This is a genomic window from Klebsiella sp. CN_Kp073, from assembly GCF_040065495.2.
In the GTDB taxonomy this organism is placed as follows: Bacteria; Pseudomonadota; Gammaproteobacteria; order Enterobacterales; family Enterobacteriaceae; genus Klebsiella; species Klebsiella aerogenes.
In genome coordinates, this window is record NZ_CM198051.1 from 1,090,036 (window position 1) to 1,112,882 (window position 22,847).

General features: G+C 56.4%; 25 protein-coding genes and 1 CRISPR repeat array. Of the genes, 21 read left to right on the forward strand and 4 right to left on the reverse strand.

What is annotated here, in order from left to right; all coding sequences use genetic code 11:
* The first annotated feature begins 9 nt into the window (after positions 1 to 9).
* From cas5e to cas2e, 4 genes are read left to right on the forward strand one after another with little or no spacing between them, the layout of a single operon-like run.
* The gene (gene cas5e / locus ABLV66_RS05250; RefSeq protein ID WP_047044262.1) at positions 10 to 756 is read left to right on the forward strand and encodes a type I-E CRISPR-associated protein Cas5/CasD; all 747 of its coding nucleotides are present in this window, start codon (positions 10 to 12) and stop codon (positions 754 to 756) included.
* Positions 738 to 1,388, forward strand: a complete 651-nt coding sequence (gene cas6e, locus ABLV66_RS05255; protein WP_348876983.1) for a type I-E CRISPR-associated protein Cas6/Cse3/CasE — start codon at positions 738 to 740, stop codon at positions 1,386 to 1,388. Before cas5e ends, cas6e begins: the two co-directional genes overlap by 19 nt.
* Positions 1,385 to 2,305 (forward strand): type I-E CRISPR-associated endonuclease Cas1e, encoded by a 921-nt coding sequence (cas1e, locus tag ABLV66_RS05260; protein ID WP_047067054.1) that lies wholly within the window; start codon positions 1,385 to 1,387, stop codon positions 2,303 to 2,305. The genes cas6e and cas1e overlap by 4 nt, the downstream gene beginning before the upstream one ends.
* Entirely contained in the window at positions 2,305 to 2,598 is a 294-nt protein-coding gene (gene cas2e / locus ABLV66_RS05265; protein ID WP_047044269.1) for a type I-E CRISPR-associated endoribonuclease Cas2e, read from the forward strand. The genes cas1e and cas2e overlap by 1 nt, the downstream gene beginning before the upstream one ends.
* A 96-nt stretch (positions 2,599 to 2,694) precedes the next feature.
* Positions 2,695 to 3,760: direct repeats of the CRISPR family, unit length 29 nt; unit sequence GTGTTCCCCGCGCCAGCGGGGATAAACCG.
* A 56-nt stretch (positions 3,761 to 3,816) separates the two neighbouring features.
* Here the strand turns inward: cas2e and ABLV66_RS05270 are convergent.
* Together ABLV66_RS05270 and ABLV66_RS05275 are read right to left on the reverse strand one after the other, a co-directional pair.
* The gene (locus tag ABLV66_RS05270; protein WP_348876982.1) at positions 3,817 to 5,859 is read right to left on the reverse strand and encodes a hypothetical protein; all 2,043 of its coding nucleotides are present in this window, start codon (positions 5,857 to 5,859) and stop codon (positions 3,817 to 3,819) included.
* 134 nt (positions 5,860 to 5,993) lie between these two features.
* A complete protein-coding gene (locus ABLV66_RS05275; protein ID WP_047044273.1) occupies positions 5,994 to 7,049 on the reverse strand; it encodes an aminopeptidase in 1,056 nt (351 codons plus the stop codon).
* 237 nt (positions 7,050 to 7,286) lie between these two features.
* Between ABLV66_RS05275 and cysG the strand changes: the two genes are divergently transcribed.
* The 13 genes from cysG (at position 7,287) to rpoS (ending at position 18,523) form a co-directional block, all read left to right on the forward strand.
* Positions 7,287 to 8,702 carry a siroheme synthase CysG gene (gene cysG, locus ABLV66_RS05280; RefSeq protein ID WP_047067057.1) on the forward strand — a complete coding sequence of 472 codons (1,416 nt, stop codon included), beginning with the start codon at positions 7,287 to 7,289 and terminating at the stop codon, positions 8,700 to 8,702.
* 9 nt (positions 8,703 to 8,711) lie between these two features.
* Positions 8,712 to 9,620, forward strand: coding sequence for a sulfate adenylyltransferase subunit CysD (cysD, locus tag ABLV66_RS05285; RefSeq protein ID WP_015369979.1), 909 nt, complete (start codon positions 8,712 to 8,714; stop codon positions 9,618 to 9,620).
* 9 nt (positions 9,621 to 9,629) lie between these two features.
* Positions 9,630 to 11,057 (forward strand): sulfate adenylyltransferase subunit CysN, encoded by a 1,428-nt coding sequence (cysN, locus tag ABLV66_RS05290; RefSeq protein WP_047044277.1) that lies wholly within the window; start codon positions 9,630 to 9,632, stop codon positions 11,055 to 11,057.
* Positions 11,057 to 11,662, forward strand: a complete 606-nt coding sequence (cysC, locus tag ABLV66_RS05295) for an adenylyl-sulfate kinase (RefSeq protein ID WP_047044279.1) — start codon at positions 11,057 to 11,059, stop codon at positions 11,660 to 11,662. The genes cysN and cysC overlap by 1 nt, the downstream gene beginning before the upstream one ends.
* Positions 11,663 to 11,712: 50 nt before the next feature.
* The gene (locus ABLV66_RS05300; protein WP_047044281.1) at positions 11,713 to 12,039 is read left to right on the forward strand and encodes a DUF3561 family protein; all 327 of its coding nucleotides are present in this window, start codon (positions 11,713 to 11,715) and stop codon (positions 12,037 to 12,039) included.
* 138 nt (positions 12,040 to 12,177) lie between these two features.
* Positions 12,178 to 12,489, forward strand: a complete 312-nt coding sequence (gene ftsB / locus ABLV66_RS05305; protein ID WP_015369983.1) for a cell division protein FtsB — start codon at positions 12,178 to 12,180, stop codon at positions 12,487 to 12,489.
* 19 nt (positions 12,490 to 12,508) lie between these two features.
* Positions 12,509 to 13,219, forward strand: a complete 711-nt coding sequence (gene ispD, locus ABLV66_RS05310) for a 2-C-methyl-D-erythritol 4-phosphate cytidylyltransferase (protein ID WP_047039060.1) — start codon at positions 12,509 to 12,511, stop codon at positions 13,217 to 13,219.
* Positions 13,219 to 13,698 (forward strand): 2-C-methyl-D-erythritol 2,4-cyclodiphosphate synthase, encoded by a 480-nt coding sequence (gene ispF, locus ABLV66_RS05315; protein WP_047044283.1) that lies wholly within the window; start codon positions 13,219 to 13,221, stop codon positions 13,696 to 13,698. Before ispD ends, ispF begins: the two co-directional genes overlap by 1 nt.
* Positions 13,695 to 14,744, forward strand: coding sequence for a tRNA pseudouridine(13) synthase TruD (gene truD / locus ABLV66_RS05320; protein WP_047044285.1), 1,050 nt, complete (start codon positions 13,695 to 13,697; stop codon positions 14,742 to 14,744). The genes ispF and truD overlap by 4 nt, the downstream gene beginning before the upstream one ends.
* On the forward strand, positions 14,725 to 15,486 hold the full coding sequence (gene surE / locus ABLV66_RS05325; protein ID WP_348876981.1) for a 5'/3'-nucleotidase SurE: 762 nt from the start codon (positions 14,725 to 14,727) through the stop codon (positions 15,484 to 15,486). Before truD ends, surE begins: the two co-directional genes overlap by 20 nt.
* The gene (locus ABLV66_RS05330; RefSeq protein ID WP_015369988.1) at positions 15,480 to 16,106 is read left to right on the forward strand and encodes a protein-L-isoaspartate(D-aspartate) O-methyltransferase; all 627 of its coding nucleotides are present in this window, start codon (positions 15,480 to 15,482) and stop codon (positions 16,104 to 16,106) included. Before surE ends, ABLV66_RS05330 begins: the two co-directional genes overlap by 7 nt.
* 124 nt (positions 16,107 to 16,230) lie before the next feature.
* Complete coding sequence (gene nlpD, locus ABLV66_RS05335; RefSeq protein ID WP_047044288.1) at positions 16,231 to 17,373, forward strand: murein hydrolase activator NlpD; 1,143 nt, start codon at positions 16,231 to 16,233, stop codon at positions 17,371 to 17,373.
* Between the two features lie 157 nt (positions 17,374 to 17,530).
* Positions 17,531 to 18,523, forward strand: a complete 993-nt coding sequence (gene rpoS, locus ABLV66_RS05340) for an RNA polymerase sigma factor RpoS (RefSeq protein ID WP_015369990.1) — start codon at positions 17,531 to 17,533, stop codon at positions 18,521 to 18,523.
* 52 nt (positions 18,524 to 18,575) lie between these two features.
* Here rpoS and ABLV66_RS05345 read toward each other — a convergent pair whose 3' ends face one another.
* Positions 18,576 to 18,953, reverse strand: coding sequence for a DUF4440 domain-containing protein (locus ABLV66_RS05345; RefSeq protein WP_047044290.1), 378 nt, complete (start codon positions 18,951 to 18,953; stop codon positions 18,576 to 18,578).
* Between the two features lie 123 nt (positions 18,954 to 19,076).
* On the opposite strand from ABLV66_RS05345, the gene ABLV66_RS05350 reads away from it, so the two are divergent.
* Entirely contained in the window at positions 19,077 to 19,964 is an 888-nt protein-coding gene (locus tag ABLV66_RS05350) for a LysR family transcriptional regulator (RefSeq protein ID WP_320483163.1), read from the forward strand.
* On the opposite strand, the gene ABLV66_RS05355 is transcribed toward ABLV66_RS05350, so the two are convergent.
* A complete protein-coding gene (locus ABLV66_RS05355; protein WP_047044293.1) occupies positions 19,961 to 20,380 on the reverse strand; it encodes a MarR family winged helix-turn-helix transcriptional regulator in 420 nt (139 codons plus the stop codon). The genes ABLV66_RS05350 and ABLV66_RS05355 overlap by 4 nt on opposite strands.
* A gap of 173 nt (positions 20,381 to 20,553) precedes the next feature.
* Here ABLV66_RS05355 and ABLV66_RS05360 point away from each other — a divergent pair, with 173 nt between their 5' ends.
* Genes ABLV66_RS05360 through ABLV66_RS05370 form a run of 3 tightly spaced genes read left to right on the forward strand, consistent with a single transcriptional unit; the run spans position 20,554 to position 22,821 of the window.
* Positions 20,554 to 21,144, forward strand: coding sequence for a non-oxidative hydroxyarylic acid decarboxylases subunit B (locus ABLV66_RS05360; protein WP_047041933.1), 591 nt, complete (start codon positions 20,554 to 20,556; stop codon positions 21,142 to 21,144).
* A gap of 2 nt (positions 21,145 to 21,146) precedes the next feature.
* The gene (locus ABLV66_RS05365; RefSeq protein ID WP_285177531.1) at positions 21,147 to 22,574 is read left to right on the forward strand and encodes a non-oxidative hydroxyarylic acid decarboxylases subunit C; all 1,428 of its coding nucleotides are present in this window, start codon (positions 21,147 to 21,149) and stop codon (positions 22,572 to 22,574) included.
* A 10-nt stretch (positions 22,575 to 22,584) separates the two neighbouring features.
* The gene (locus ABLV66_RS05370; RefSeq protein ID WP_047078988.1) at positions 22,585 to 22,821 is read left to right on the forward strand and encodes a non-oxidative hydroxyarylic acid decarboxylases subunit D; all 237 of its coding nucleotides are present in this window, start codon (positions 22,585 to 22,587) and stop codon (positions 22,819 to 22,821) included.
* The last annotated feature ends 26 nt before the right edge of the window (positions 22,822 to 22,847 follow it).

A 22,847-nucleotide genomic window follows, 5' to 3' on the forward strand; every position in this document is an offset into this window, starting at 1 on the left:
GGGCGGCTTATGAGCCAATATCTGGTTTTTCAGCTTCATGGGCCGATGGCGTCGTGGGGCGTGGACGCCCCCGGCGAAGTCCGTCACAGCCATGAGCTGCCATCCCGGTCTGCGCTGCTGGGGCTGTTGGCGGCGTCGTTAGGGATCCGCCGTGAAGAAGAGCAGCGGTTAAGGGCCTTTAACCAGCACTATACCTTTTTGCTCTGCGCCAGCAGCGAACCGCGCTGGGCGCGAGACTATCACACCGTACAGGTGCCGAAAGAGGTGCGTAATGCGCGCTATTTCAGTCGCCGTGAAGAGTTGCAGGATCCTGAACTGCTCAGCGCGCTGATCTCCCGGCGCGATTATTATACCGATGCCTGGTGGATGGTTGCCGTTGCGGTTACGCCGGATGCGCCTTACACGCTGGAGCAGTTGCATGAGGCGCTGCGCCATCCGGTATTTCCGCTATACCTGGGGCGCAAAAGCCATCCGTTGGCGCTGCCGTTAATGCCGCTGTTGCTTGCGGGCCACGCTGCGGATGTACTTCGCCAGGCTTATCGCCAGTATCAGGAGAAATTTAGCCTATTGAGGCTTTCTCTGAGGCAGTTGCAGGATCAATGCTGGTGGGAGGGCGAGCACGCCGGTTTAGTCGCGAACAAAATACTGCGGCGTCGCGATTGTCCGCTGAACCGCCAGCAGTGGCTGTTTGGCGAGCGTACCGTTAATCAGGGATCCTGGCTTAGCAAGGAGGAAACGTGTACCTCTCAAGAATAACGTTGCATACCGCGCAGCTATCGCCATTACGTCTCTTGCACCTGGTGGACCGCGGTGAATATGTCATGCATCAGTGGTTGTGGCAGCTTTTTCCCGCAGAACAACAGCGGCAGTTTTTATATCGGCGCGAAGAGCTACAGGGGGCGTTTCGTTTCTTTGTACTGTCAGCGCAGCTGCCTGCAGAGAGCGAAATTTTTGAGATCCAAAGCCGCGCGTTCAACCCGCAACTCCGTGTCGGGCAGAAATTGCGGTTTAGCCTGCGGGCAAACCCAACGATTTGCAAATCAGGCAAACGCCACGATTTGCTAATGGATGCCAAACGGCAGGTTAAAGGGCTCGTTGAGTCTAAGGATATCTGGGCGTATCAACGGCAGGCCGCGCAGGACTGGTTAACCCGGCAGGGCGAGCAAAGCGGATTCGCTTTAGCGGAGGCCGACGTGGATGCTTATCGTCAGCAGCTGATACGCCGCGAAAAATCACGCCAGGCGATCCAGTTCAGCAGCGTGGACTATACCGGCACGCTGGTGATTAGCGATCCTGCGTTATTTTTGCAGCGGCAGGCGTCGGGATACGGTAAAAGCCGGGCTTTTGGCTGTGGGATGATGATGATCAAACCCGGAGATGACGAGTGACCTTTGTGCCGCTAAATCCTATCCCGCTAAAAGATCGCACGTCGATGATCTTTCTCCAGTATGGGCAGATCGATGTGCTGGATGGCGCATTTGTGTTGATCGACAAAACCGGGATCCGTACCCATATCCCGGTAGGGTCGGTAGCCTGCATTATGCTGGAGCCGGGAACGCGGGTTTCGCATGCGGCGGTGCGTCTGGCCTCGACCGTCGGGACGCTGCTGGTATGGGTAGGAGAGGCGGGGGTACGGGTATACTCCTCCGGGCAACCCGGCGGTGCGCGGGCCGACAAACTGTTGTACCAGGCTAAGCTGGCGCTGGATGACGATTTGCGGCTGAAGGTGGTGCGTAAAATGTATGAACTGCGTTTTCGCGAGGCGCCGCCCGCGCGCCGCTCCGTTGAACAGCTGCGCGGCATTGAAGGATCCCGCGTTCGCCAAACCTATGCGCTGTTAGCGAAACGTTACGGCGTGAAATGGCACGGGCGTAATTATGATCCGAAAGATTGGGCCAAAGGGGATATCGTCAATCAGTGCATCAGCGCGGCGACATCGTGTCTGTATGGCATTTCAGAGGCGGCGATACTGGCGGCTGGCTATGCGCCAGCCATCGGTTTTATCCACAGCGGTAAGCCGCTTTCGTTCGTTTATGATATTGCTGACATTATTAAATTCGATGCCGTGGTGCCCAAGGCATTTGAGATCGCCGCTCGTCATCCTGCTGAACCGGATAAAGAAGTAAGGCTGGCCTGTCGCGATATTTTCCGCAGCACAAAACTGACAGGAAAATTGATTCCGTTGATTGAAGAGGTGTTGTCGGCAGGCGAAATCGAACCGCCTCAACCACCGCCGGATATGCTGCCGCCAGCGATACCTGAGCCTGAATCAATGGGGGATAGCGGGCATCGAGGGCATGGCTGATGAGTATGCTTATGGTGGTGACGGAAAATGTCCCTCCTCGTCTGCGGGGGCGGCTTGCCATCTGGCTGCTGGAGGTTCGGGCGGGAGTCTACGTTGGCGATACCTCAAAGCGGATCCGGGAAATGATTTGGCAGCAGGTGATACAGCTTAGCGATTGCGGAAATGTGGTGATGGCCTGGGCAACGAACAGCGAATCTGGTTTTGAGTTTCAAACCTGGGGAGAGAACCGCCGCATGCCGGTAGATTTGGATGGCTTACGACTGGTGTCATTTCTTCCCATTGAAAATCAATGAGTTGAATGTTCTTTAATAATATGAAATTGTTGGAATAAAGTTGGTAGATTGTTGGTGCCTTAAAAAGGCATTAAAAAACAGTAATATATGTTTAGAGTGTTCCCCGCGCCAGCGGGGATAAACCGTCTGGGTGGTTGGCAGACATCAGCCGTTCCACGTGTTCCCCGCGCCAGCGGGGATAAACCGCCCACACAGGGCGCCGTAGGCATAGACCCTGCGTGTTCCCCGCGCCAGCGGGGATAAACCGCATCTTCATTTTTACCCTTAAGGCCGGGTCGGGTGTTCCCCGCGCCAGCGGGGATAAACCGTTTAGCCAGGTATTTCAGACCGTTAGTGAACGGTGTTCCCCGCGCCAGCGGGGATAAACCGGAAGGGAGGGTTACCATTCTTTATAACTACACGTGTTCCCCGCGCCAGCGGGGATAAACCGGGTCGCCGCGTATAAATCATCGTAGTCCCGATGTGTTCCCCGCGCCAGCGGGGATAAACCGGCGTAGGGAGGGATTCAAGTGAGCATTCAATGGTGTTCCCCGCGCCAGCGGGGATAAACCGCTGCATTTCGCTTGAAGAAGCCCCGCCCCCAAGTGTTCCCCGCGCCAGCGGGGATAAACCGATTGATTTGAAATTTTTGCTAAATACCAGCGCGTGTTCCCCGCGGCAGCGGGGATAAACCGGCGCAGATCTGAGGATGGGCGCGGGCGGGGAGGTGTTCCCCGCGGCAGCGGGGATAAACCGCCACGTCGCCGAAAGTGACGAAGTTGACCGCCGTGTTCCCCGCGGCAGCGGGGATAAACCGCGATTCGGGCGCGGCGCTGCTCACCACCACGGGTGTTCCCCGCGGCAGCGGGGATAAACCGCAAATCGACGTCTGTCGGGGTGACGTGGGAATGTGTTCCCCGCGCCAGCGGGGATAAACCGCGGATCCACTCCGGCATTCGCCAGTTCGGGCGGTGTTCCCCGCGTCAGCGGGGATAAACCGACGCTGGACGTTATCCCGCTGACCGTAGTGGAGTGTTCCCCGCGCCAGCGGGGATAAACCGCCCTTCATGAGGACGACGCTGATTTCAGCATTGTGTTCCCCGCGCCAGCGGGGATAAACCGTGCTTCCCAGGTCGAAACCTTACGTAGTTCGCGTGTTCCCCGCACCAGCGGGGACAAACCGTAGATTTGTTTTAGGTTACGATTGCCACTTCTCATTCCCATTTCATTCTCGACTCTTTAGCTTTCTCCACTAACCTTTCGCTCAGAAAAATCCGGAGATGGGCACTGTCGGCCAAATTTCTCAGCCCAGGGGAATGGCGCCCCGTTTTTCACGTAAAGCTGGTACAGCCGCTTAACCGATTGTTGGTCGCTCGAGACCCAATTGCTGGCATTGCAAAGTATAGCGGCATAAGCCTGAGATTTTCGCGGTAGCAAACTGGCTGCTTTTTCAGCAAGTTTTGCCGCCCTCCAGCGATAATGCTCAACATTATTGAATGGTTTGGGTCGTGATTGCTGTATGCGATATTGCTCCTCGCTACCAACCCAGGAGTGTACTCCAGAGATATTGTTTGTGGCGTCTGCGCAAAACAAGTACGTGCTAGTGTCAGCAAAAGATGTGAGGTCTGGATCCCATAAATAGCTCATCAGGTTGTTGCCATGCTCGCGTAGAATGACCGCTGCCTGCCACCAGCCCTCGGCCTGGGTTATTTTAGAGACGCTTTCGGGAAGCAAATCAACAAATGACTGTGCAAGCTGGCGGTCCTGCTGATTATCAAAATAGGGTAAGGCTTTTTGATACTGGCCATCGCGCATCAGACGACGGGCGAGGAGAGTACGAAATTTGATATCGTTTATATCTTCTTTACCGGGCTGTGGATTTTGCGCTTGTGACGAGTCTGATGGCGGAAAATGTTTGTCTACAAATGCCGTTAGCTCTTTTACGCTGAGCAGCCGCTCGCCGATCCAGATCTGATCTCGCCAGGAGTAACCAGAGCGATACATCAGCTCCATTGCTTGAGCATAATTATTATTTTTCAACGCCACTAATGCCCGCTCTGCGCTAATTCGCTCACTCGGAACCTGATAGAAGTACCCTTCGATTTCCTGACTGAGTAATGGATTTACCCATCTCTCGCCTTCCACAGGAAGTGAACTGGCCGTTTTTTCGTACCAGACGGTCGCCTTTTTTAGATCACCTTCCCGCAATGCCATTTTAGCCCTCAGCCATGAGGTCAGCATATTCTCTTCCGCATGTTGTAATAGCTGCGTAACCGTAGAATATCGCCCGTAACGGTAGGCCAGGGCGATAAGATGAACATCCGAAGGCAAATCATCATTGGCCGTTTTTAACAGCGCGGCCACCACTTTAGGGTAGTAAGCGCCAATCTGAAAGGTGCCGTCATTGGCTGAAGCATCAACGGGGGTGGCGTTCAGATGGGCAATAAGCAACCGCCGGACAAGCGGGTCAGCAATATGCTTTTGCAGGAAAACATCATTTTCCGGATGATTGATATTCTCGGCCACTTGATACAAACGTACGCTGCTGGGGAGCGAGCCCTGTGCCGCCAGCCGGGCATTAAAATGGGCTTCTGCAACAAAGCCGTCCGTTTCATTTTGCCTGGCGATACGCGCCTGTTGTACTAAACCTGCCAGTGAAAGTAACTGCGGATCGTCCTGGCCGTTACGTACAGCATCGATAATTTGCTGAAAGAGAGCAAAGGCCTCTGCTGATTCATGACGGCTACCCTCAATATCTCTAGTGTCGGGCAAGGCTTCCAGATCGCTTAAGCTGGCTAGCGGATTCTCCTGGATTAAATCCTGCCCCAGCGCAAAAAGCGCTTTTAATCCCCATTCGCCTTGCCGGTCCGCCGGTAGCGCAAGCAGCTGGCGGAAATATTCACGTGCTAGTTCACGATCGCTGTCGTACGCAACGGCGCCGAGCGCGTACAGGCGCTTGGCGGTTGGAAGACTAGTAGTCATCTTCTCGGCGGCCTCTACTGAGCCGCTCTCGAGGATCGCTTTCAACTGGGCGCCCTGAGCGGAAGTGGCGAGCTTATCTTTGGCGGTGTCGCGCCATTGCGGCAGGAGCGGGTCGGGCGGTAACAGGTGGCTGCTGACAAATGCAAAGTTGCCCTGCGGCAATTCGAGCAGGTGGGCCTCGCGGTTAGTCAGAAAAAAATAGTCCGGGCATTCCGACAATGGAGATTCGCAGGCGTGGCCGCTGGCTGCTCCAGGCGCGGCAATCAGAAATACAGCCAGGGACAATTTGCGTAAAGACATATTGCATTCCTTGCGAAGATGCCTGGCATCCTGCCAGGCCGGCGCTTAATGTTGGCTAAAACGATATAACGTCTTAAGTAGAGACATTATTGTTCATGGGCGACGCTATTCTCGCAATCCGAAAAATAGAGAGACTACTTTCCTGAATGAGCCGTTCCTGCCTTCGCCAGCTCTTTCACCAGCGGCAGCATCACTTTGACGACATCGCGCCCGCGATGCTCGATCCTTCCCGGCAGCGCTTTGTCGATATACTGTTGGTTATCCAGTTGCACGTCATGCCAGCTGGTACCCTGCGGGAAGCTGCGGGTTTTACTGCGCTGCTGATATCCATCCTTTTTACCCAATGACCAGTTAGTCGCTTCCACGGAGAGTACCGGGATCCCGGCGCTGTCAAAAACGCTGGCGTCGTTACAGCAGCCAGTACCTTTCGGGAACTCCGGATTCAGCCCTGGATTGGTGAACGCGGCGATGCCGTGGCTCCGGGCAATCGCCAACGCGCGATCGCGGGTCAGCTTACGTACCGATGCCGGCGTGCTGCGCCCGCTGTTGAAATAGAGCTTATCGCCGACCACCAGGTTATCGAGATTTATCACCAGCAGCGTGTTTTTCTTTTCCGCCTCGCTCATGCGTTTCAGCAAATTTTGCGCGCCCAGGCGGCCTTCTTCCTCGCCGCTGGTGGCGATAAAGCGAATGCCGTAACGGGTGGGGACGTTCTTTAAATGTTCCGCGAGCTCCAGCAATACGCCGAGCCCCATCGCATTGTCGTCGATCCCCTGCAGGGTCAGGCCGCCGAGGTTGTTCTCTACGTCTTTATCGCTCTGCGGGGCATAGGTATCGAGGTGCGCCATAATGATAATTTGCTGGCGAGACTGGCCCTCATGCGCGGCGATTACCGTACTGCCGGTGGCGTTGTGCCAGTTCTTACGTTGGTTGCTGTCGGTATAGATGTAGCGGGTATTGAAACTGCGCACGTCGCTCTGATAACCCATCTGGGCAAATTGTTGACGAAGATAATCGGCTGACAGCATCTCGGCCGGCGTACCGGTCATTCTTCCAGGAAAGACGGTAGCAATATGGCGGGCCTGCGTATTTGCGGTGTCGCCCAGGGCGCTGAATGCCGGAGCGGCGGAGAAGACAAAACCTGTGCCAAGCGCCAGCGGAAGCAGACGGCGGCACATCGCGGAAAACATAGTGGGTCCTTACACGAGCAAAACATTTCGACGGCGTTAGTATGAAACTGTGACGCCGCTTAAACAATTTCATTTGCTCTTAAATAGCGGAAAATGCGCGCGTTAAGCACTTTTTGATATTTAGATTTCCAGCTCGTTATTCTTTTGCGTCACAACTCATTCCATTTCGTAATTTCATTTGCTCAAAGCAGCCCCCTATAGTCCCTCTATTGCTGAATGTAAGAGAGTTGTTGCGCCGTGGATTACTTGCCCCTGTTTGCCGAGTTGAAAGAAAGACCCGTGCTGGTTATCGGCGGCGGTGAAATTGCCGTCCGCAAGATTAAATTCTTGCTGCGGGCGCAGGCGAAGGTACAGGTGGTCGCCGCCGTTCTGTCGCCGGAGCTCGCTGAACAGGTGGAACGTCAGCAAATTAGCTGGCGAGCGACCGCCTTTGATGAACAGCAGGTAGACGACGTATTTCTGGTGATTGCCGCAACCGACGATCGTGAGCTCAACCAGCGGGTGTTTGCCGCGGCTAACGCCCGCTACCGTCTGGTGAACGTGGTGGATGACCAGCCGCTGTGCTCATTCGTCTTTCCTTCTATTGTTGACAGGTCGCCATTGCTGGTGGCGATCTCCTCCAGCGGCAAGGCGCCGGTGCTGTCGCGCATTCTGCGAGAAAAAATCGAAGCGCTACTGCCCACCAATCTGGGGCGGCTGGCCGAAACGGCGAGCTACTGGCGCCATCATCTGAAAACCCGTCTGACCACCACCGAAGCGCGTCGTCGCTTCTGGGAGCGCGTATTCACCGGGCGTTTTGCCAGCCTGATGGTGGCCGGTAACCACGCGGCTGCGGAACGGGCGCTGCAGGATGAACTCGACAGACCGGAACGCAGCGTGGGTGAAATTATTCTGGTTGGCGCCGGGCCGGGAGATGCCGGGCTGCTGACGCTACGCGGACTGCAGGCGATTCAACAGGCGGACGTGGTGTTTTATGACCACCTGGTGACCGAGAGCGTGCGCGAGCTGGTGCGCCGTGATGCCGAAATGATCTGCGTAGGTAAGCGCGCGGGCGAGCACTCCGTACCGCAGCACGAAACGAATCAAATGCTGGTGGATGCCGCCAAAGCCGGGAAAACGGTGGTGCGCCTGAAGGGCGGCGATCCGTTTATTTTCGGGCGCGGCGCGGAAGAGCTGCAGGCGGCGGCGGCCGCCGGGATCCCCTTCCAGGTGGTGCCCGGCGTCACCGCCGCGGCGGGCGCGACGGCCTATGCCGGCATTCCGCTGACCCATCGCGATTATGCGCAGAGCGCTGTCTTTGTCACCGGTCACTATAAATCTGACAGCGCGCCGTTTGACTGGGCGCTGCTGGCGAAGAGCCAACAAACGCTGGCGATTTACATGGGCACCATGAAAGCGGCGGACATCAGCGCTCAGCTGATCGCCCATGGCCGCGACGCGAATACCCCGGTGGCGGTGATTTCCCGCGGCACCCGCGAGGATCAGCAGACGCTGACCGGCACGTTACAACAGCTCGAACATCTGGCGAAAGATGCCCCAATGCCCGCGCTACTGGTGGTGGGCGAAGTGGTACAGCTGCATCAGCAGCTCGCCTGGTTTCAACACACAACATCTAGCGAGGGGTTTAACTCTTCGGTGGTAAATCTGGCTTAAGGAACGGTTATGGACCAAAAACGACTCACTCACCTGCGGCAACTGGAGGCGGAAAGCATCCATATCATTCGTGAGGTGGCCGCCGAATTCTCTAACCCGGTGATGATGTACTCCATCGGTAAAGATTCCAGCGTAATGCTGCATCTGGCGCGCAAAGCGTTTTATCCGGGAACCCTGCCGTTCCCGCTGCTGCACGTCGATACCGGCTGGAAATTCCGTGAGATGTACGAGTTCCGTGACCGTACCGCCAAAGCCTACGGCTGTGAACTGCTCGTGCATAAAAACCCGGAAGGGGTGGCGATGGGCATCAACCCGTTCGTTCACGGCAGCGCTAAGCACACCGATATCATGAAAACCGAAGGCCTGAAGCAGGCGCTGAACAAATATGGCTTTGATGCCGCATTCGGCGGCGCGCGTCGCGATGAAGAGAAATCCCGCGCTAAAGAGCGAATTTACTCCTTCCGCGATCGTTTCCACCGCTGGGACCCGAAAAATCAGCGTCCGGAGCTGTGGCACAACTACAACGGTCAGATTAACAAAGGCGAAAGCATTCGCGTCTTCCCGCTCTCTAACTGGACCGAGTTGGATATCTGGCAGTACATCTACCTGGAAAATATTGAAATCGTCCCGCTGTACCTGGCGGCAGAACGCCCGGTACTGGAGCGCGACGGCATGCTGATGATGATCGATGACGACCGTATCGATCTGCAGCCGGGCGAGATGATCAAAAAGCAGATGGTACGCTTCCGTACCCTCGGCTGCTGGCCGCTGACCGGCGCGGTAGAGTCCAACGCGCAAACGCTGCCGGAAATTATTGAAGAGATGCTGGTATCCACCACCAGCGAACGTCAGGGGCGCGTCATTGACCGCGACCAGGCAGGCTCCATGGAGCTGAAAAAACGTCAGGGTTATTTCTAAGGAGCCGCCATGAACACTACGATTGCACAACAAATTGCTAATGAAGGCGGCGTAGAAGCTTACCTGCACGCGCAACAGCACAAAAGCCTGCTGCGTTTTCTGACCTGCGGCAGCGTCGATGACGGCAAAAGCACCTTGATCGGCCGTCTGCTGCACGATACGCGCCAGATTTATGAAGATCAGCTCTCTTCTCTGCACAATGACAGCAAGCGTCACGGTACTCAGGGCGAGAAACTGGATCTGGCGCTGCTGGTGGATGGTCTGCAGGCTGAGCGCGAGCAGGGCATCACCATTGATGTCGCCTATCGCTACTTCTCGACCGAAAAACGCAAATTTATCATTGCCGACACCCCGGGCCACGAGCAGTACACCCGTAATATGGCGACCGGCGCGTCCACCTGCGATCTGGCGATCCTGCTGATCGACGCCCGCAAAGGCGTGCTCGACCAGACTCGCCGCCACAGCTTTATCTCCACGTTATTAGGGATTAAGCACCTGGTGGTCGCGGTGAACAAAATGGATCTCGTCGAGTTCAGCGAAGCGCGCTTCAATGAAATTCGTGAAGATTATCTGACCTTCGCCGAACAGCTGCCGGGCAAGCTTGATATCCGTTTCGTACCGCTGTCGGCGCTGGAAGGGGATAACGTCGCCACACAGAGCGACAAAATGCCGTGGTACAGCGGCCCGACGCTGCTGGAAGTGCTGGAAACCGTTGACATCCAGCGCGATGTTGAAAGCCAGCCGCTGCGCTTCCCGGTGCAATACGTGAACCGTCCGAACCTGGATTTCCGCGGCTTCTCCGGTACCGTCGCTTCCGGTACGGTCACCGTTGGCCAGCGTCTGAAGGTGCTGCCGTCGGGCGTGGAGTCGAACGTGGCGCGTATTGTCACCTTTGACGGCGACCTGCCGCAGGCCGGGGCGGGGGAAGCGATCACTATCGTCCTGAAAGATGAAATCGACATCAGCCGCGGCGATTTGCTGGTTGACGCCGAAGCCTCGCTGCCTGCGGTACAAAGTGCCAGCATCGACGTCGTGTGGATGGCGGAACAGGCGCTGTCGCCGGGTCAGAGCTATGACATTAAAGTGGCTGGCAAGAAAACCCGCGCCCGCGTTGACGCTATCCGCTATCAGGTCGACATCAATAATCTGACCCAGCGTGAAGTCGAAGCGCTGCCGCTGAACGGCATCGGGCTGGTGGAGCTGACCTTTGACGAGCCGCTGGTGCTCGATCCGTATCAGGACAACCCGGTGACCGGCGGCCTTATCTTTATCGACCGCCTGAGCAATGTGACGGTTGGCGCGGGAATGGTCAACGAACCGCACCTGCAGGCGCAGGCGCCGACGTCGCAGTACAGCGCGTTTGAGCTGGAGCTGAATCAGCTGATTCGTAAACACTTCCCGCACTGGGACGCGCGCGATCTGCTGGGAGGCAAGTAATGGCCCGGCATGACGAAAACGTCGTCTGGCATGCGCATCCGGTGACCCGCGAGCAGCGCGAGCAGCATCACGGCCATCGCGGCGTGGTGCTGTGGTTTACCGGCCTCTCGGGGTCGGGTAAATCCACCGTCGCCGGGGCGTTGGAGGAGGCGCTGCACGAGCTTGGCGTTAGCACCTACTTGCTTGACGGCGATAATGTGCGTCACGGGCTGTGTAGCGATCTGGGATTCAGTGACGACGATCGCAAAGAGAACATTCGCCGCGTCGGTGAAGTAGCTAAGCTGATGGTCGATGCCGGGCTGGTTGTATTGACCGCGTTTATATCTCCGCATCGTGCGGAACGGCAGATGGTGCGCGAGCGTTTGGGGGAAGGACGCTTTATCGAAGTGTTTGTCGATACCCCGCTGGCCACTTGTGAGACGCGGGATCCGAAAGGATTGTACAAGAAGGCGCGGGCAGGGGAGTTGCGTAATTTTACCGGTATCGATTCGGTCTATGAATCCCCGGAGAATGCTGAAATTCATCTGGATGGTGAACAATTGGTAACAAATTTGGTGCACCAACTATTAGACCTGCTTCGACAGAGCGATATTATCAGATCCTGAAAAGGCAACGGCATCGAGGGATGCCGGTCGCCCGGTCAACAGGATTCAATATGCGCAATACCCAGAACCTCAGTATTATTCGTTCAGAACCGCCTCCGGCGGCCGGCGACGAGACCACCTGGTCTTTGTCAGGCGCCGCCGTGGGCTTTATTTCATGGCTGCTGGCGCTGGGTATTCCCTTCCTCATGTATGGCGGTAATACGCTCTTTTTCTTCCTCTATACCTGGCCTTTCTTTCTTGCCATTATGCCGGTCGCCGTGGTGGTCGGTATTGCGCTACATTCATTACTGGACGGCAAACTGATCTACAGCGTTTGCGCGACGATTTTAACCGTCGGGCTAATGTTTGGTCTGCTGTTCCTCTGGCTGTTGGGATAGCCTTTTTGGGATGAATCAAGCCTGGGTATCCATCGCAAAAATGTGGTACAGTCCCCGCGTTACGCGGCATCGTCCGCGCGCCAGGGTAGAGTACTCCGGCGAGTTATGGGATGATGATGCCGTTTTTCAGGGGGCAGGATGGGTAAATTAACGCTGCTATTATTAGCTTTGCTGGTCTGGCTACAGTACTCGCTGTGGTTTGGCAAAAATGGTTTGCACGACTATAGCCGGGTTAATGACGATGTCTCCGCTCAGCAGGCCACTAACGCCAAATTAAAAGCGCGCAACGATCAGCTTTTCGCCGAAATTGACGATCTCAACGGCGGTCAGGAAGCGATCGAAGAACGCGCGCGCAATGAACTCAGCATGACCCGCCCGGGCGAAACGTTCTATCGTCTGGTGCCGGATGCCTCAAAACGCAATCAGGGTTCTGCGCAGAATAATCGATAAACAAGCCCAGGATGACAATATGGCAGCCACTTTTCCGGGCGTTTGCGCCGTGGTGCCGGCAGCCGGTTTTGGCCGCCGTATGCAAACGGAGTGCCCGAAACAATATCTCTCAATCGGTAACAAAACGATTCTCGAACATTCGGTCGCCGCGCTGCTGGCGAACGAACGCGTTCAGCGGGTGGTGATCGCCGTCAGCCCTGGCGACATCCGCTTTAGTCAACTTCCCTTAGCCCACCATCCGCAGGTCACCGTCGTTGACGGCGGCGCTGAGCGCGCCGATTCGGTTCTGGCGGGGCTGAAAGCCTTAGCGGATGCGCAATGGGTGCTGGTTCATGATGCCGCGCGTCCGTGCCTGCATCAGGATGATCTCTCGCGGCTGCTGGCGCTAAGCGCGACCAGCCGCGTCGGCGGCATACTGGCGGCGCCGGTGCGCGATACCATGAAGCGTGCCGAACCGGGCAAAACCGCGATCGCCCATACCGTCGAACGCAATGATTTATGGCATGCGCTGACGCCGCAATTTTTCCCTCGAGAACTGCTATTTGACTGCCTGACGCGCGCGCTGGATGAAGGCGCGACCATCACCGATGAAGCGTCGGCGCTGGAGTACTGTGGCTTCCATCCCGAGTTGGTCGCCGGACGAGCTGATAATATTAAAGTAACGCGCCCGGAAGATCTGGCGCTGGCCGAATTTTACCTTACCCGTTCCCGACACCAGGAGAAGGCTTAATGCGAATTGGACACGGTTTTGACGTACACGCTTTTGGCGGTGAAGGGCCAATTATTATTGGCGGGGTACGTATTCCTTATGAGAAAGGGCTGCTCGCCCATTCCGATGGCGACGTCGCGCTGCATGCGCTGACCGACGCGCTGCTGGGCGCCGCGGCGCTGGGCGATATCGGCAAACTGTTCCCGGATACCGATCCGGCCTTTAAAGGCGCGGATAGCCGCGAGCTGCTGCGTGAAGCGTGGCGGCGGATTCAGGCGAAGGGATATACCCTTGGCAACGTTGACGTCACCATCATTGCCCAGGCGCCAAAAATGCTGCCGCATATCCCGCAGATGCGCGTATTTATCGCCGAAGATCTCGGTTGCCATATGGACGACGTCAATGTGAAAGCGACCACCACCGAGAAGCTTGGCTTCACCGGCCGTGGCGAAGGCATCGCCTGTGAAGCGGTGGCGCTGCTGCGTAAGGTTACGCAATGATCGCCTTTGATGACTTAACATACCTGCACGGCAAGCCGCTCAGCCAGGGGCGGCTGAAGGCCAATCCGGAAGACTTTCTGGTGGTCGAAGACCTCGGTTTCGCCCCCGATGGCGAAGGCGAACATGTGCTGGTGCGGATTCTGAAAAATGGCTGCAACACCCGTTTCGTTGCCGACGCGCTGGCGAAATTCCTTAAAATCCATGCGCGCGAAGTGAGCTTTGCCGGGCAAAAGGATAAGCACGCTGTCACCGAACAGTGGCTGTGCGCCCGCGTGCCGGGCAAAGAGATGCCGGATCTGAGCAAATTTCAGCTCGAAGGCTGCCAGGTGCTGGAGTATGCCCGCCATAAGCGTAAGCTGCGTTTAGGCGCGCTGAAGGGCAACCAGTTCACGCTGATCCTGCGGGAAATCAGCGATCGCGACGATGTCGAAAAGCGTTTGCAGGCGATTGCCGCCGGCGGCGTGCCGAACTACTTCGGCGCGCAGCGCTTTGGTATCGGCGGTAGCAACCTGCAGGGCGCATTGCGCTGGGCCGAGAGCGGCGAGCCGGTGCGCGATCGCAATAAACGCAGTTTTTGGTTGTCGGCGGCACGCAGCGCGTTGTTTAATCAGCAAGTTGCAATTAGATTAAAAAAAACGGAATTTAATCAGGTTGTTGATGGCGATGCGCTACAATTAGCGGGGCGCGGAAGCTGGTTTGTGGCAACCACCGAAGAGTTGGCGGAATTACAGGCGCGGGTCGATAACCGCGAGCTGATGATTACCGCTGCGCTGCCGGGCAGCGGCGACTGGGGCAGCCAACGCGACGCGCTGGCCGCCGAGCAAGCCGCGATAGCCGAAGAAACGTCGCTACAGGCGCTGCTGGCGCGCGAAAAAGTTGAAGCCGCGCGCCGGGCGATGCTGCTGTATCCGCAGCAATTGTGCTGGAACTGGTGGGATGATGTCACTGTTGAACTGCGCTTCTGGCTGCCAGCGGGAAGTTTTGCCACCAGCGTGGTAAGGGAACTTATCAATACAACGGGTGACTATGCGAATATTGCTGAGTAACGATGACGGTATCCACGCGCCGGGGATCCAAACCCTGGCGAAGGCCTTACGCGAATTTGCCGAGGTCCAGGTTGTTGCACCCGATCGTAATCGCAGCGGCGCCTCAAACTCGCTCACGCTGGAATCTTCTCTACGCACGTTCACCTTTGAAAATGGCGATATCGCCGTCCAGATGGGCACGCCGACCGACTGCGTGTATCTCAGCGTTAACGCGCTGATGCGTCCGCGTCCGGATATCGTGGTCTCAGGAATCAACGCGGGCCCTAATCTTGGCGATGATGTCATTTATTCCGGCACCGTCGCGGCCGCGATGGAAGGCCGCCATCTTGGTTTTCCCGCCCTTGCCGTTTCGCTGAACGGCTATCAACATTACGACACCGCGGCGGCAGTGACGTGCACCATTCTGCGCGCGTTAAGCCGCGAGCCGCTGCGTACCGGGCGGATCCTCAACATCAACGTGCCGGATCTTCCCCTCGAGCAAATCAAAGGTATTCGCGTTACCCGTTGCGGCAACCGCCATCCGGCCGACCAGGTCATTCCGCAAAAAGATCCGCGCGGTAATACGCTGTACTGGATCGGCCCGCCGGGTGATAAGCGCGATGCCGGGCCGGGGACCGATTTTGCGGCGGTGGATGAAGGCTATGTTTCCGTAACGCCATTGCATGTCGATTTAACCGCTCATCAGGCACATGAGGTGGTGACCGATTGGTTAGAACGCGTCGGGGTTGATACGCAATGGTAAGTAAACGTGTTGAAAGTTTGTTGAATCAGCTACGCACTCAGGGCATCGTCGATGAGCGAGTCCTCGAGGCAATCGCGCAGGTTCCGCGCGAAAAATTCGTTGATGAAGCTTTTGAACATAAGGCGTGGGAAAACACCGCGCTGCCGATTGGCCAGGGGCAAACTATCTCGCAGCCCTATATGGTGGCGCGGATGACGGAGCTTCTGGAATTGACGCCGGACTCAAGGGTGCTGGAAATCGGCACCGGCTCCGGCTATCAGACGGCGATCCTGGCGCACCTCGTGCACCACGTCTGCTCGGTCGAGCGGATTAAGAGCCTGCAGTGGCAGGCGCGTCGGCGTCTTAAACAACTTGATTTACATAATGTTTCAACCCGTCATGGCGATGGATGGCAGGGTTGGCAGGCTCGCGCGCCTTTTGACGCGATTATCGTCACCGCCGCGCCGCCGGAAATTCCGGCCGCGCTGATGGCGCAGCTTGATGAAGGCGGCGTGCTGGTTTTGCCGGTCGGTGAAGAACATCAGTATCTGAAGCGGATCCGTCGCCGCGGCGGCGAGTTTTTCATCGATACCGTTGAAGCCGTTCGCTTTGTTCCGCTCGTCAGAGGGGAGCTGGCCTGAACCCGGATTATTCCAGGTTTTTTTTGCCTAAGTTTAGGCGTAGGGTGGACACATTTTTCAGTGTCCTGGCCGGGCGCTGCCCGGTAAGCAAGATATTGGCAGTTAACATATTCCTGGGGGATAAATGAGCGCGGGAAGCCCAAAATTTACCGTAAGCCGTATTGCGGCGTTGTCACTGGTTTCACTCTGGCTGGCCGGGTGTACAAATACCAATAATCCGCCTGCGCCGGTGAATTCGGCAAGCGGCGCTGCGTCCTCCAGCACCAATTCCGGGATGCTGATTACACCGCCATCTTCCGGCGGGCAGCAAGTTCCTCCGGCTCAGCCGATTCAACCGATGCAGACCCAGCCAATTCAGACTCAGCCGACCCAGGTTCAGCCGATGGCACAGCAGCCGGTGCAGACGGTGAACGGTAAGATTGTTTACAACCGTAAATATGGCGATATTCCGAAAGGTAGCTATACCGGCGGTAGTACCTATACCGTTAAGCGCGGCGATACCCTGTTCTATATCGCGTGGGTCACCGGCAACGATTTCCGCGACCTTGCGGAACGCAACAATGTCCCGGCGCCGTACGCGCTGAACGTGGGTCAGGTGCTGCAGGTCGGCAACTCCGCAGGCCAGCCGATCACCGGCGAAAATCCGGTATCTCAGGCTAGCGCGCAGGCAAGCGGCGGTGCGACGGCCACCACAACTTCTGCACAAAAATCCACCGCAGTGGTTGCGTCACAACCGACTATTACGTATTCTGAATCTTCAGGTGAACAGAGTGCTACTAAGATGTTGCCGAATAATAAACCAGCAACGACCACGACGACGGTCGCTCCGGTTACGGCGCCATCAACCGTTAGCACAACCCAACCGACTGCAAGCAGTACGTCTACCAGTTCGCCGATCTCATCATGGCGCTGGCCGACTGATGGCAAGGTTATCGAGAACTTTAGCGGCGCGGAAGGCGGCAATAAAGGTATCGACATTGCAGGCAGTAAAGGACAGGCTATTGTCGCGACCGCCGATGGGCGCGTCGTCTATGCCGGTAACGCACTGCGCGGTTACGGTAATCTTATTATCATCAAACACAACGATGATTACCTGAGTGCCTACGCTCATAACGATACCATGCTGGTTCGGGAGCAACAGGAAGTCAAAGCGGGGCAGAAAATCGCTACCATGGGTAGCACCGGAACCAGCTCAACAAGATTACATTTTGAAATTCGTTACAAGGGGAAATCCGTCAACCCGCTGCAGTACTTACCGCAGCGATAATTTGGCAAAGTACGGATAAGCGTAACACCATGAAAGGCGCCAGGGCGGTCGCGATATGCCTCCTTCAGTGGAGGCATAAAGAGGATAACTCCGGCGTCGTTTAGTGATGGGTCGCGGAAGGTGCTTTGCTCAGGGATCACGGGTAGGAGCCACCTTTATGAGTCAGAATACGCTGAAAGTTCATGATTTAAATGAAGACGCGGAATTTGATGAGAACGGAATGGAGGTTTTCGACGAGAAAGCCTTAGTAGAAGAGGAACCCAGTGATAGCGATCTGGCTGAGGAAGAGCTGCTGTCGCAAGGCGCCACCCAGCGCGTTCTCGATGCGACACAGTTGTATCTTGGTGAGATTGGTTATTCCCCGCTGCTGACGGCCGAAGAAGAAGTCTATTTCGCCCGTCGCGCACTACGTGGAGATGTTGCTTCACGCCGTCGCATGATTGAAAGTAACCTGCGTCTGGTGGTGAAGATCGCTCGTCGTTACAGCAATCGTGGTCTGGCGCTGCTGGATCTGATTGAAGAAGGTAACCTCGGCCTGATCCGCGCAGTTGAGAAGTTTGACCCGGAACGTGGGTTCCGTTTTTCAACCTACGCTACCTGGTGGATCCGTCAAACGATTGAACGGGCGATTATGAACCAAACCCGTACCATTCGTTTGCCTATCCATATTGTGAAAGAGCTGAACGTTTATCTGCGTACCGCGCGCGAGTTGTCGCATAAGCTGGACCACGAGCCAAGCGCTGAAGAGATAGCCGAACAGCTGGATAAACCGGTTGATGACGTTAGTCGTATGCTGCGTCTGAACGAGCGCATTACCTCAGTGGATACCCCGCTGGGCGGTGACTCAGAAAAAGCGCTGCTGGATATTCTGGCCGATGAAAAAGACAACGGCCCGGAAGACACCACGCAGGACGATGATATGAAACAAAGCATCGTCAAATGGTTGTTCGAACTGAACGCCAAACAGCGCGAAGTACTGGCTCGTCGTTTTGGGCTGCTGGGTTATGAATCTGCAACGCTTGAAGATGTGGGTCGTGAAATCGGCCTGACCCGCGAACGCGTGCGTCAGATTCAGGTTGAAGGCCTGCGCCGCCTGCGGGAGATCCTGCAGGGACAGGGGCTAAACATCGAAGCGCTATTCCGCGAATAAATCGTTTTCTCTCAAAAAGGCCCAATCCTGCGATTGGGCCTTTTCCTTTGTATTAACCGATGCGGGTTTCCTGCAGGTGACGCCAGAAGATTTTCCCCTCAATGCGCTGAAATATCGCCGTGGACCAGCGCACGATCTCGCCTTGTTCCGGCAGGGTCTGGCTTTCGCGGTACAGCACCGCGCCGCCGTCTTGCCATTCGCTCAATACCTGCGCATTATCAACCACGATGCTTAATCCCGGGCGGCTGCCGCCCGCGCTATGGAAAAAACCGCTTACCGTCGGGTAATCCATCTTAGCGCCGCTGATAGGAACCATTGTAAATTCTTGCGCAAAGCGGCTCATCAGCGCTTGCGCGCTACCTTCTTTCCGGCCCAGCCATTGTTCAATGATTACGTGGGCGTCGATAACTTCTTGGATCCATGGGTTCATGTTTTCTCCGGGTTAAGCAGCAGGCGATTGCAGATGAGTACTGTAAACCGCGCGTCAGGGGCGGATAAATGCGCTTTTCAGGGATATACTGTCTAAAATTTTTTGACAATAAGCGTCATTCAAATGCTAAACCTGCAGCGCGTTACCATGTTTGTCGCCGTTGTTGATGCCGGGAGCTTTACCGCGGCGGCGGCGGCGCTTGGGCAAACCAAAGCGGTGGTCAGTTTTAACGTTCGTCAGCTAGAGAGTGAACTGGGAGTGACGTTGCTTCTGCGTTCGACGCGCCGGTTAACGCTCACCGAAGCCGGGGCGGTGTTTTACCAGCGCGGCGTCGGACTGCTGAAAGCCGCGGAGAATTTACAGGACGAGGTGCGCGCCAGCCACGCCGGGTTAAGCGGCGAACTGCGGATCACCACCACCCCGGAATATGGCGCGCAGGTGATCATCCCGGCGCTGGCGGAATTCGCTCGTCGACATCCGGCGTTGCGGGTGCGCCACGTCTCATCGTCGTATCATGCGGATTTGATCTCGGAACGGTTTGATGTCGCGATACGTCTCGGAACCCTGGCCGATTCGCGCTATCACGCGGCTCGTATTTCGCGTTTCGCCATCGTGCCCGTGGCCTCACTGGGATGGCTGGATAAACATCCGCTGCGCACGCTTGCCGACCTGGCGCAGGCGGCGTGGATTGTTAACGAGCGCCTGGCGACGCCGCTACGCTGGCAGCTCCTGACCGCCGAAGGGCAATCGATCGCTTTTGAAATTACGCAACCGCCGCGGATCTCAGCCGATAGCGCACAAGCGTTAATGGGCTTTGCGCTGGCGGGAAGCGGGGTGGCGCTACTCCCGGAGTGGCTGGTGGCCGAAGCCATCGCGCGGCAGGAGCTGGTGCGGGTATTGCCGGAGTATATTTTTCCCTCCCAGGGTGTATTCGCCGTCTACCCGGACGCGCAGCATGTGCCAACCAAGGTCCGGGCATTTATCGATTTTCTGCGTGAACGAACCGCTTAATCCGCGTTTTTATTTTCCATCATTTTCAGGACCAGCCTGGAAAACTGCGCGCGCTCCTCTTCGTTAAGGCGGCTCAAAAACTCTTCATCGACACGGTTGCCCTGCGGCATGGAATTTGCGAGCAGCGCCTGCCCCTCATCCGTCAGATAGACAAAACGGCGACGTTTATCGGTCGGATCGTGTTCGCGGCGCACCAGCCCGCGTTTTTCCATCCGGCTTAGCATCTCCGCCAGCGTCGCTTTCGTGCTGACGGCCGCTTCGATAAGCGTCACCTGCTCGATTCCAGGATGTTCGGCTACCGAGCGCATCACTGCATATTGCGGCTTGGTCAGTTCCGGTAATTCATGTTGCCAGCGCGCGGTATGCTGTTGAAAAAGCTGGCGCAGAAGGTGGAACGCTTCGTTACGTAACTCCATGAACACTCCGTCACAAAAATATCACCTTTATGATAGCCGCATTTACGGCTTCTTTTCACATCTCATTTTTTTGATTATTGATGCGGATCGTATGCGAACGATATTGAGATCCCGTAAAAATGAGCGTAGTTTTAATACAAAGGTTCGTATACGAACAATGTGTGAGGTAGTGAATGAAACTGATTATTGGGATGACCGGGGCGACCGGCGCGCCGTTGGGCGTCGCGCTGTTGCAAGCGCTGAACGAAATGCCGGATGTGGAAACGCACCTGGTGATGTCGAAATGGGCAAAAACCACCATTGAGCTGGAAACGCCCTATAGCGCTCGTGAAGTCGCCGCGCTGGCGGATTTCTGCCATAGCCCGGCGGATCAGGCCGCGACCATCTCATCAGGATCGTTTCGTACCGACGGCATGATTGTTATCCCCTGCAGCATGAAAACGCTGGCGGGTATCCGCGCTGGCTATGCGGAAGGGTTAGTCGGCCGCGCGGCGGACGTCGTGCTGAAAGAGGGGCGCAAGCTGGTTCTGGTGCCGCGAGAAATGCCGCTGAGCACCATTCATCTGGAGAACATGCTGGCGCTGTCGCGCATGGGCGTGGCGATGGTGCCGCCGATGCCTGCCTACTACAACCATCCGGAAACGGTCGAGGATATCACCAACCATATCGTGACCCGGGTGCTGGATCAGTTTGGTCTCGAATATCACAAAGCGCGCCGCTGGAACGGCCTGCGCGCGGTCGAGAATTTATCACAGGAGAATTAATCATGGCTTTTGATGATTTACGCAGCTTTTTGCAGGCGCTTGATGAGCAGGGGCAACTGCTAAAAATTAGCGAAGAGGTGAATGCCGAGCCGGATCTCGCCGCTGCCGCTAACGCCACAGGGCGCATCGGTGACGGCGCGCCAGCGCTATGGTTCGATAACATTCGCGGCTTTACCGATGCCCGTGTCGCCATGAACACCATCGGTTCCTGGCAAAACCACGCGATTTCGCTGGGGCTGCCGCCAAACACGCCGGTGAAAAAACAGATTGATGAATTTATTCGCCGCTGGGATAAATTCCCGATAACACCGGAGCGTCGCGCTAATCCAGCGTGGGCGGAAAACACCGTTGATGGCGACGATATCAACCTGTTCGATATTCTGCCGCTGTTCCGCCTGAACGATGGCGACGGTGGTTTCTATCTCGACAAAGCCTGTGTGGTTTCTCGCGATCCGCTTGACCCGGACAACTTCGGTAAACAGAACGTCGGTATTTACCGGATGGAAGTGAAAGGCAAGCGCAAGCTGGGCCTGCAGCCGGTACCGATGCACGATATTGCGCTGCATCTGCATAAAGCGGAAGAGCGCGGTGAGGATCTGCCCATTGCCATCACCCTGGGTAACGACCCGATTATCACCCTGATGGGCGCGACGCCGCTGAAATATGACCAGTCAGAATATGAGATGGCGGGCGCGCTGCGCGAAAGCCCGTATCCGATCGCCACCGCGCCGTTGACCGGCTTTGACGTACCGTGGGGCTCGGAAGTGATCCTTGAAGGGGTGATTGAAGGGCGCAAGCGTGAAATCGAAGGGCCGTTCGGCGAGTTCACTGGCCACTACTCAGGCGGCCGCAATATGACGGTGGTGCGTATCGATAAAGTCTCTTATCGCACAAAACCGATTTTTGAATCGTTGTATCTCGGTATGCCGTGGACCGAAATCGACTATCTGATGGGCCCGGCGACCTGCGTGCCGCTGTACCAGCAGCTGAAGGCGGAGTTCCCGGAGGTGCAGGCGGTCAACGCCATGTACACCCATGGCCTGCTGGCGATTATCTCCACCAAAAAACGCTACGGTGGTTTTGCCCGCGCGGTGGGATTACGCGCGATGACTACCCCGCACGGACTCGGCTACGTGAAAATGGTCATTATGGTCGATGAAGATGTCGATCCGTTCAACCTGCCGCAGGTGATGTGGGCGCTCTCCTCGAAGGTCAACCCGGCGGGCGACCTGGTGCAGTTGCCGAACATGTCGGTACTGGAGCTCGATCCTGGTTCAAGCCCGGCGGGGATCACCGACAAATTGATTATCGACGCCACCACTCCGGTTGCGCCGGACCTTCGCGGTCACTACAGCCAGCCGGTGCAGGATTTACCGGAAACCAAAGCCTGGGCTGAAAAACTGACCGCCATGTTGGCCAACCGTAAATAAGGAGAAAAAGATGATTTGTCCACGTTGCGCTGATGAAAAGATTGAAGTGATGGCGACGTCGCCGGTAAAAGGGGTATGGATTGTTTATCAGTGCCAGCACTGCCTCTATACCTGGCGTAATACCGAACCGCTGCGTCGTACCAGCCGCGAACATTATCCGGAAGCGTTCCGCATGACGCAGAAAGATATTGATGAGGCGCCGCAGGTACCGCACGTACCGCCGCTATTACCGGAAGATAAACGTTAATAAAACGGGCCCGCTAAGACGGGCCT

Bases quoted from the DNA above. Each gene is read 5' to 3' on its own strand.
- ABLV66_RS05365 (WP_285177531.1), top strand. From the start codon at position 21,147: ATGGCTTTTGATGATTTACGCAGCTTTTTGCAGGCGCTTGATGAGCAG.
- cas2e (WP_047044269.1), top strand. From the start codon at position 2,305: ATGAGTATGCTTATGGTGGTGACGGAAAATGTCCCTCCTCGTCTGCGG.
- ABLV66_RS05370 (WP_047078988.1), top strand. From the start codon at position 22,585: ATGATTTGTCCACGTTGCGCTGATGAAAAGATTGAAGTGATGGCGACG.
- cysN (WP_047044277.1), top strand. From the start codon at position 9,630: ATGAACACTACGATTGCACAACAAATTGCTAATGAAGGCGGCGTAGAA.
- truD (WP_047044285.1), top strand. From the start codon at position 13,695: ATGATCGCCTTTGATGACTTAACATACCTGCACGGCAAGCCGCTCAGC.
- cysD (WP_015369979.1), top strand. From the start codon at position 8,712: ATGGACCAAAAACGACTCACTCACCTGCGGCAACTGGAGGCGGAAAGC.
- ABLV66_RS05270 (WP_348876982.1), bottom strand. From the start codon at position 5,859: ATGTCTTTACGCAAATTGTCCCTGGCTGTATTTCTGATTGCCGCGCCT.
- cas5e (WP_047044262.1), top strand. From the start codon at position 10: ATGAGCCAATATCTGGTTTTTCAGCTTCATGGGCCGATGGCGTCGTGG.
- ABLV66_RS05330 (WP_015369988.1), top strand. From the start codon at position 15,480: ATGGTAAGTAAACGTGTTGAAAGTTTGTTGAATCAGCTACGCACTCAG.
- nlpD (WP_047044288.1), top strand. From the start codon at position 16,231: ATGAGCGCGGGAAGCCCAAAATTTACCGTAAGCCGTATTGCGGCGTTG.
- ispD (WP_047039060.1), top strand. From the start codon at position 12,509: ATGGCAGCCACTTTTCCGGGCGTTTGCGCCGTGGTGCCGGCAGCCGGT.
- ispF (WP_047044283.1), top strand. From the start codon at position 13,219: ATGCGAATTGGACACGGTTTTGACGTACACGCTTTTGGCGGTGAAGGG.
- ABLV66_RS05355 (WP_047044293.1), bottom strand. From the start codon at position 20,380: ATGGAGTTACGTAACGAAGCGTTCCACCTTCTGCGCCAGCTTTTTCAA.
- cysC (WP_047044279.1), top strand. From the start codon at position 11,057: ATGGCCCGGCATGACGAAAACGTCGTCTGGCATGCGCATCCGGTGACC.
- rpoS (WP_015369990.1), top strand. From the start codon at position 17,531: ATGAGTCAGAATACGCTGAAAGTTCATGATTTAAATGAAGACGCGGAA.
- ABLV66_RS05275 (WP_047044273.1), bottom strand. From the start codon at position 7,049: ATGTTTTCCGCGATGTGCCGCCGTCTGCTTCCGCTGGCGCTTGGCACA.
- ABLV66_RS05350 (WP_320483163.1), top strand. From the start codon at position 19,077: ATGCTAAACCTGCAGCGCGTTACCATGTTTGTCGCCGTTGTTGATGCC.
- surE (WP_348876981.1), top strand. From the start codon at position 14,725: ATGCGAATATTGCTGAGTAACGATGACGGTATCCACGCGCCGGGGATC.
- ABLV66_RS05300 (WP_047044281.1), top strand. From the start codon at position 11,713: ATGCGCAATACCCAGAACCTCAGTATTATTCGTTCAGAACCGCCTCCG.
- ABLV66_RS05360 (WP_047041933.1), top strand. From the start codon at position 20,554: ATGAAACTGATTATTGGGATGACCGGGGCGACCGGCGCGCCGTTGGGC.
- ftsB (WP_015369983.1), top strand. From the start codon at position 12,178: ATGGGTAAATTAACGCTGCTATTATTAGCTTTGCTGGTCTGGCTACAG.
- ABLV66_RS05345 (WP_047044290.1), bottom strand. From the start codon at position 18,953: ATGAACCCATGGATCCAAGAAGTTATCGACGCCCACGTAATCATTGAA.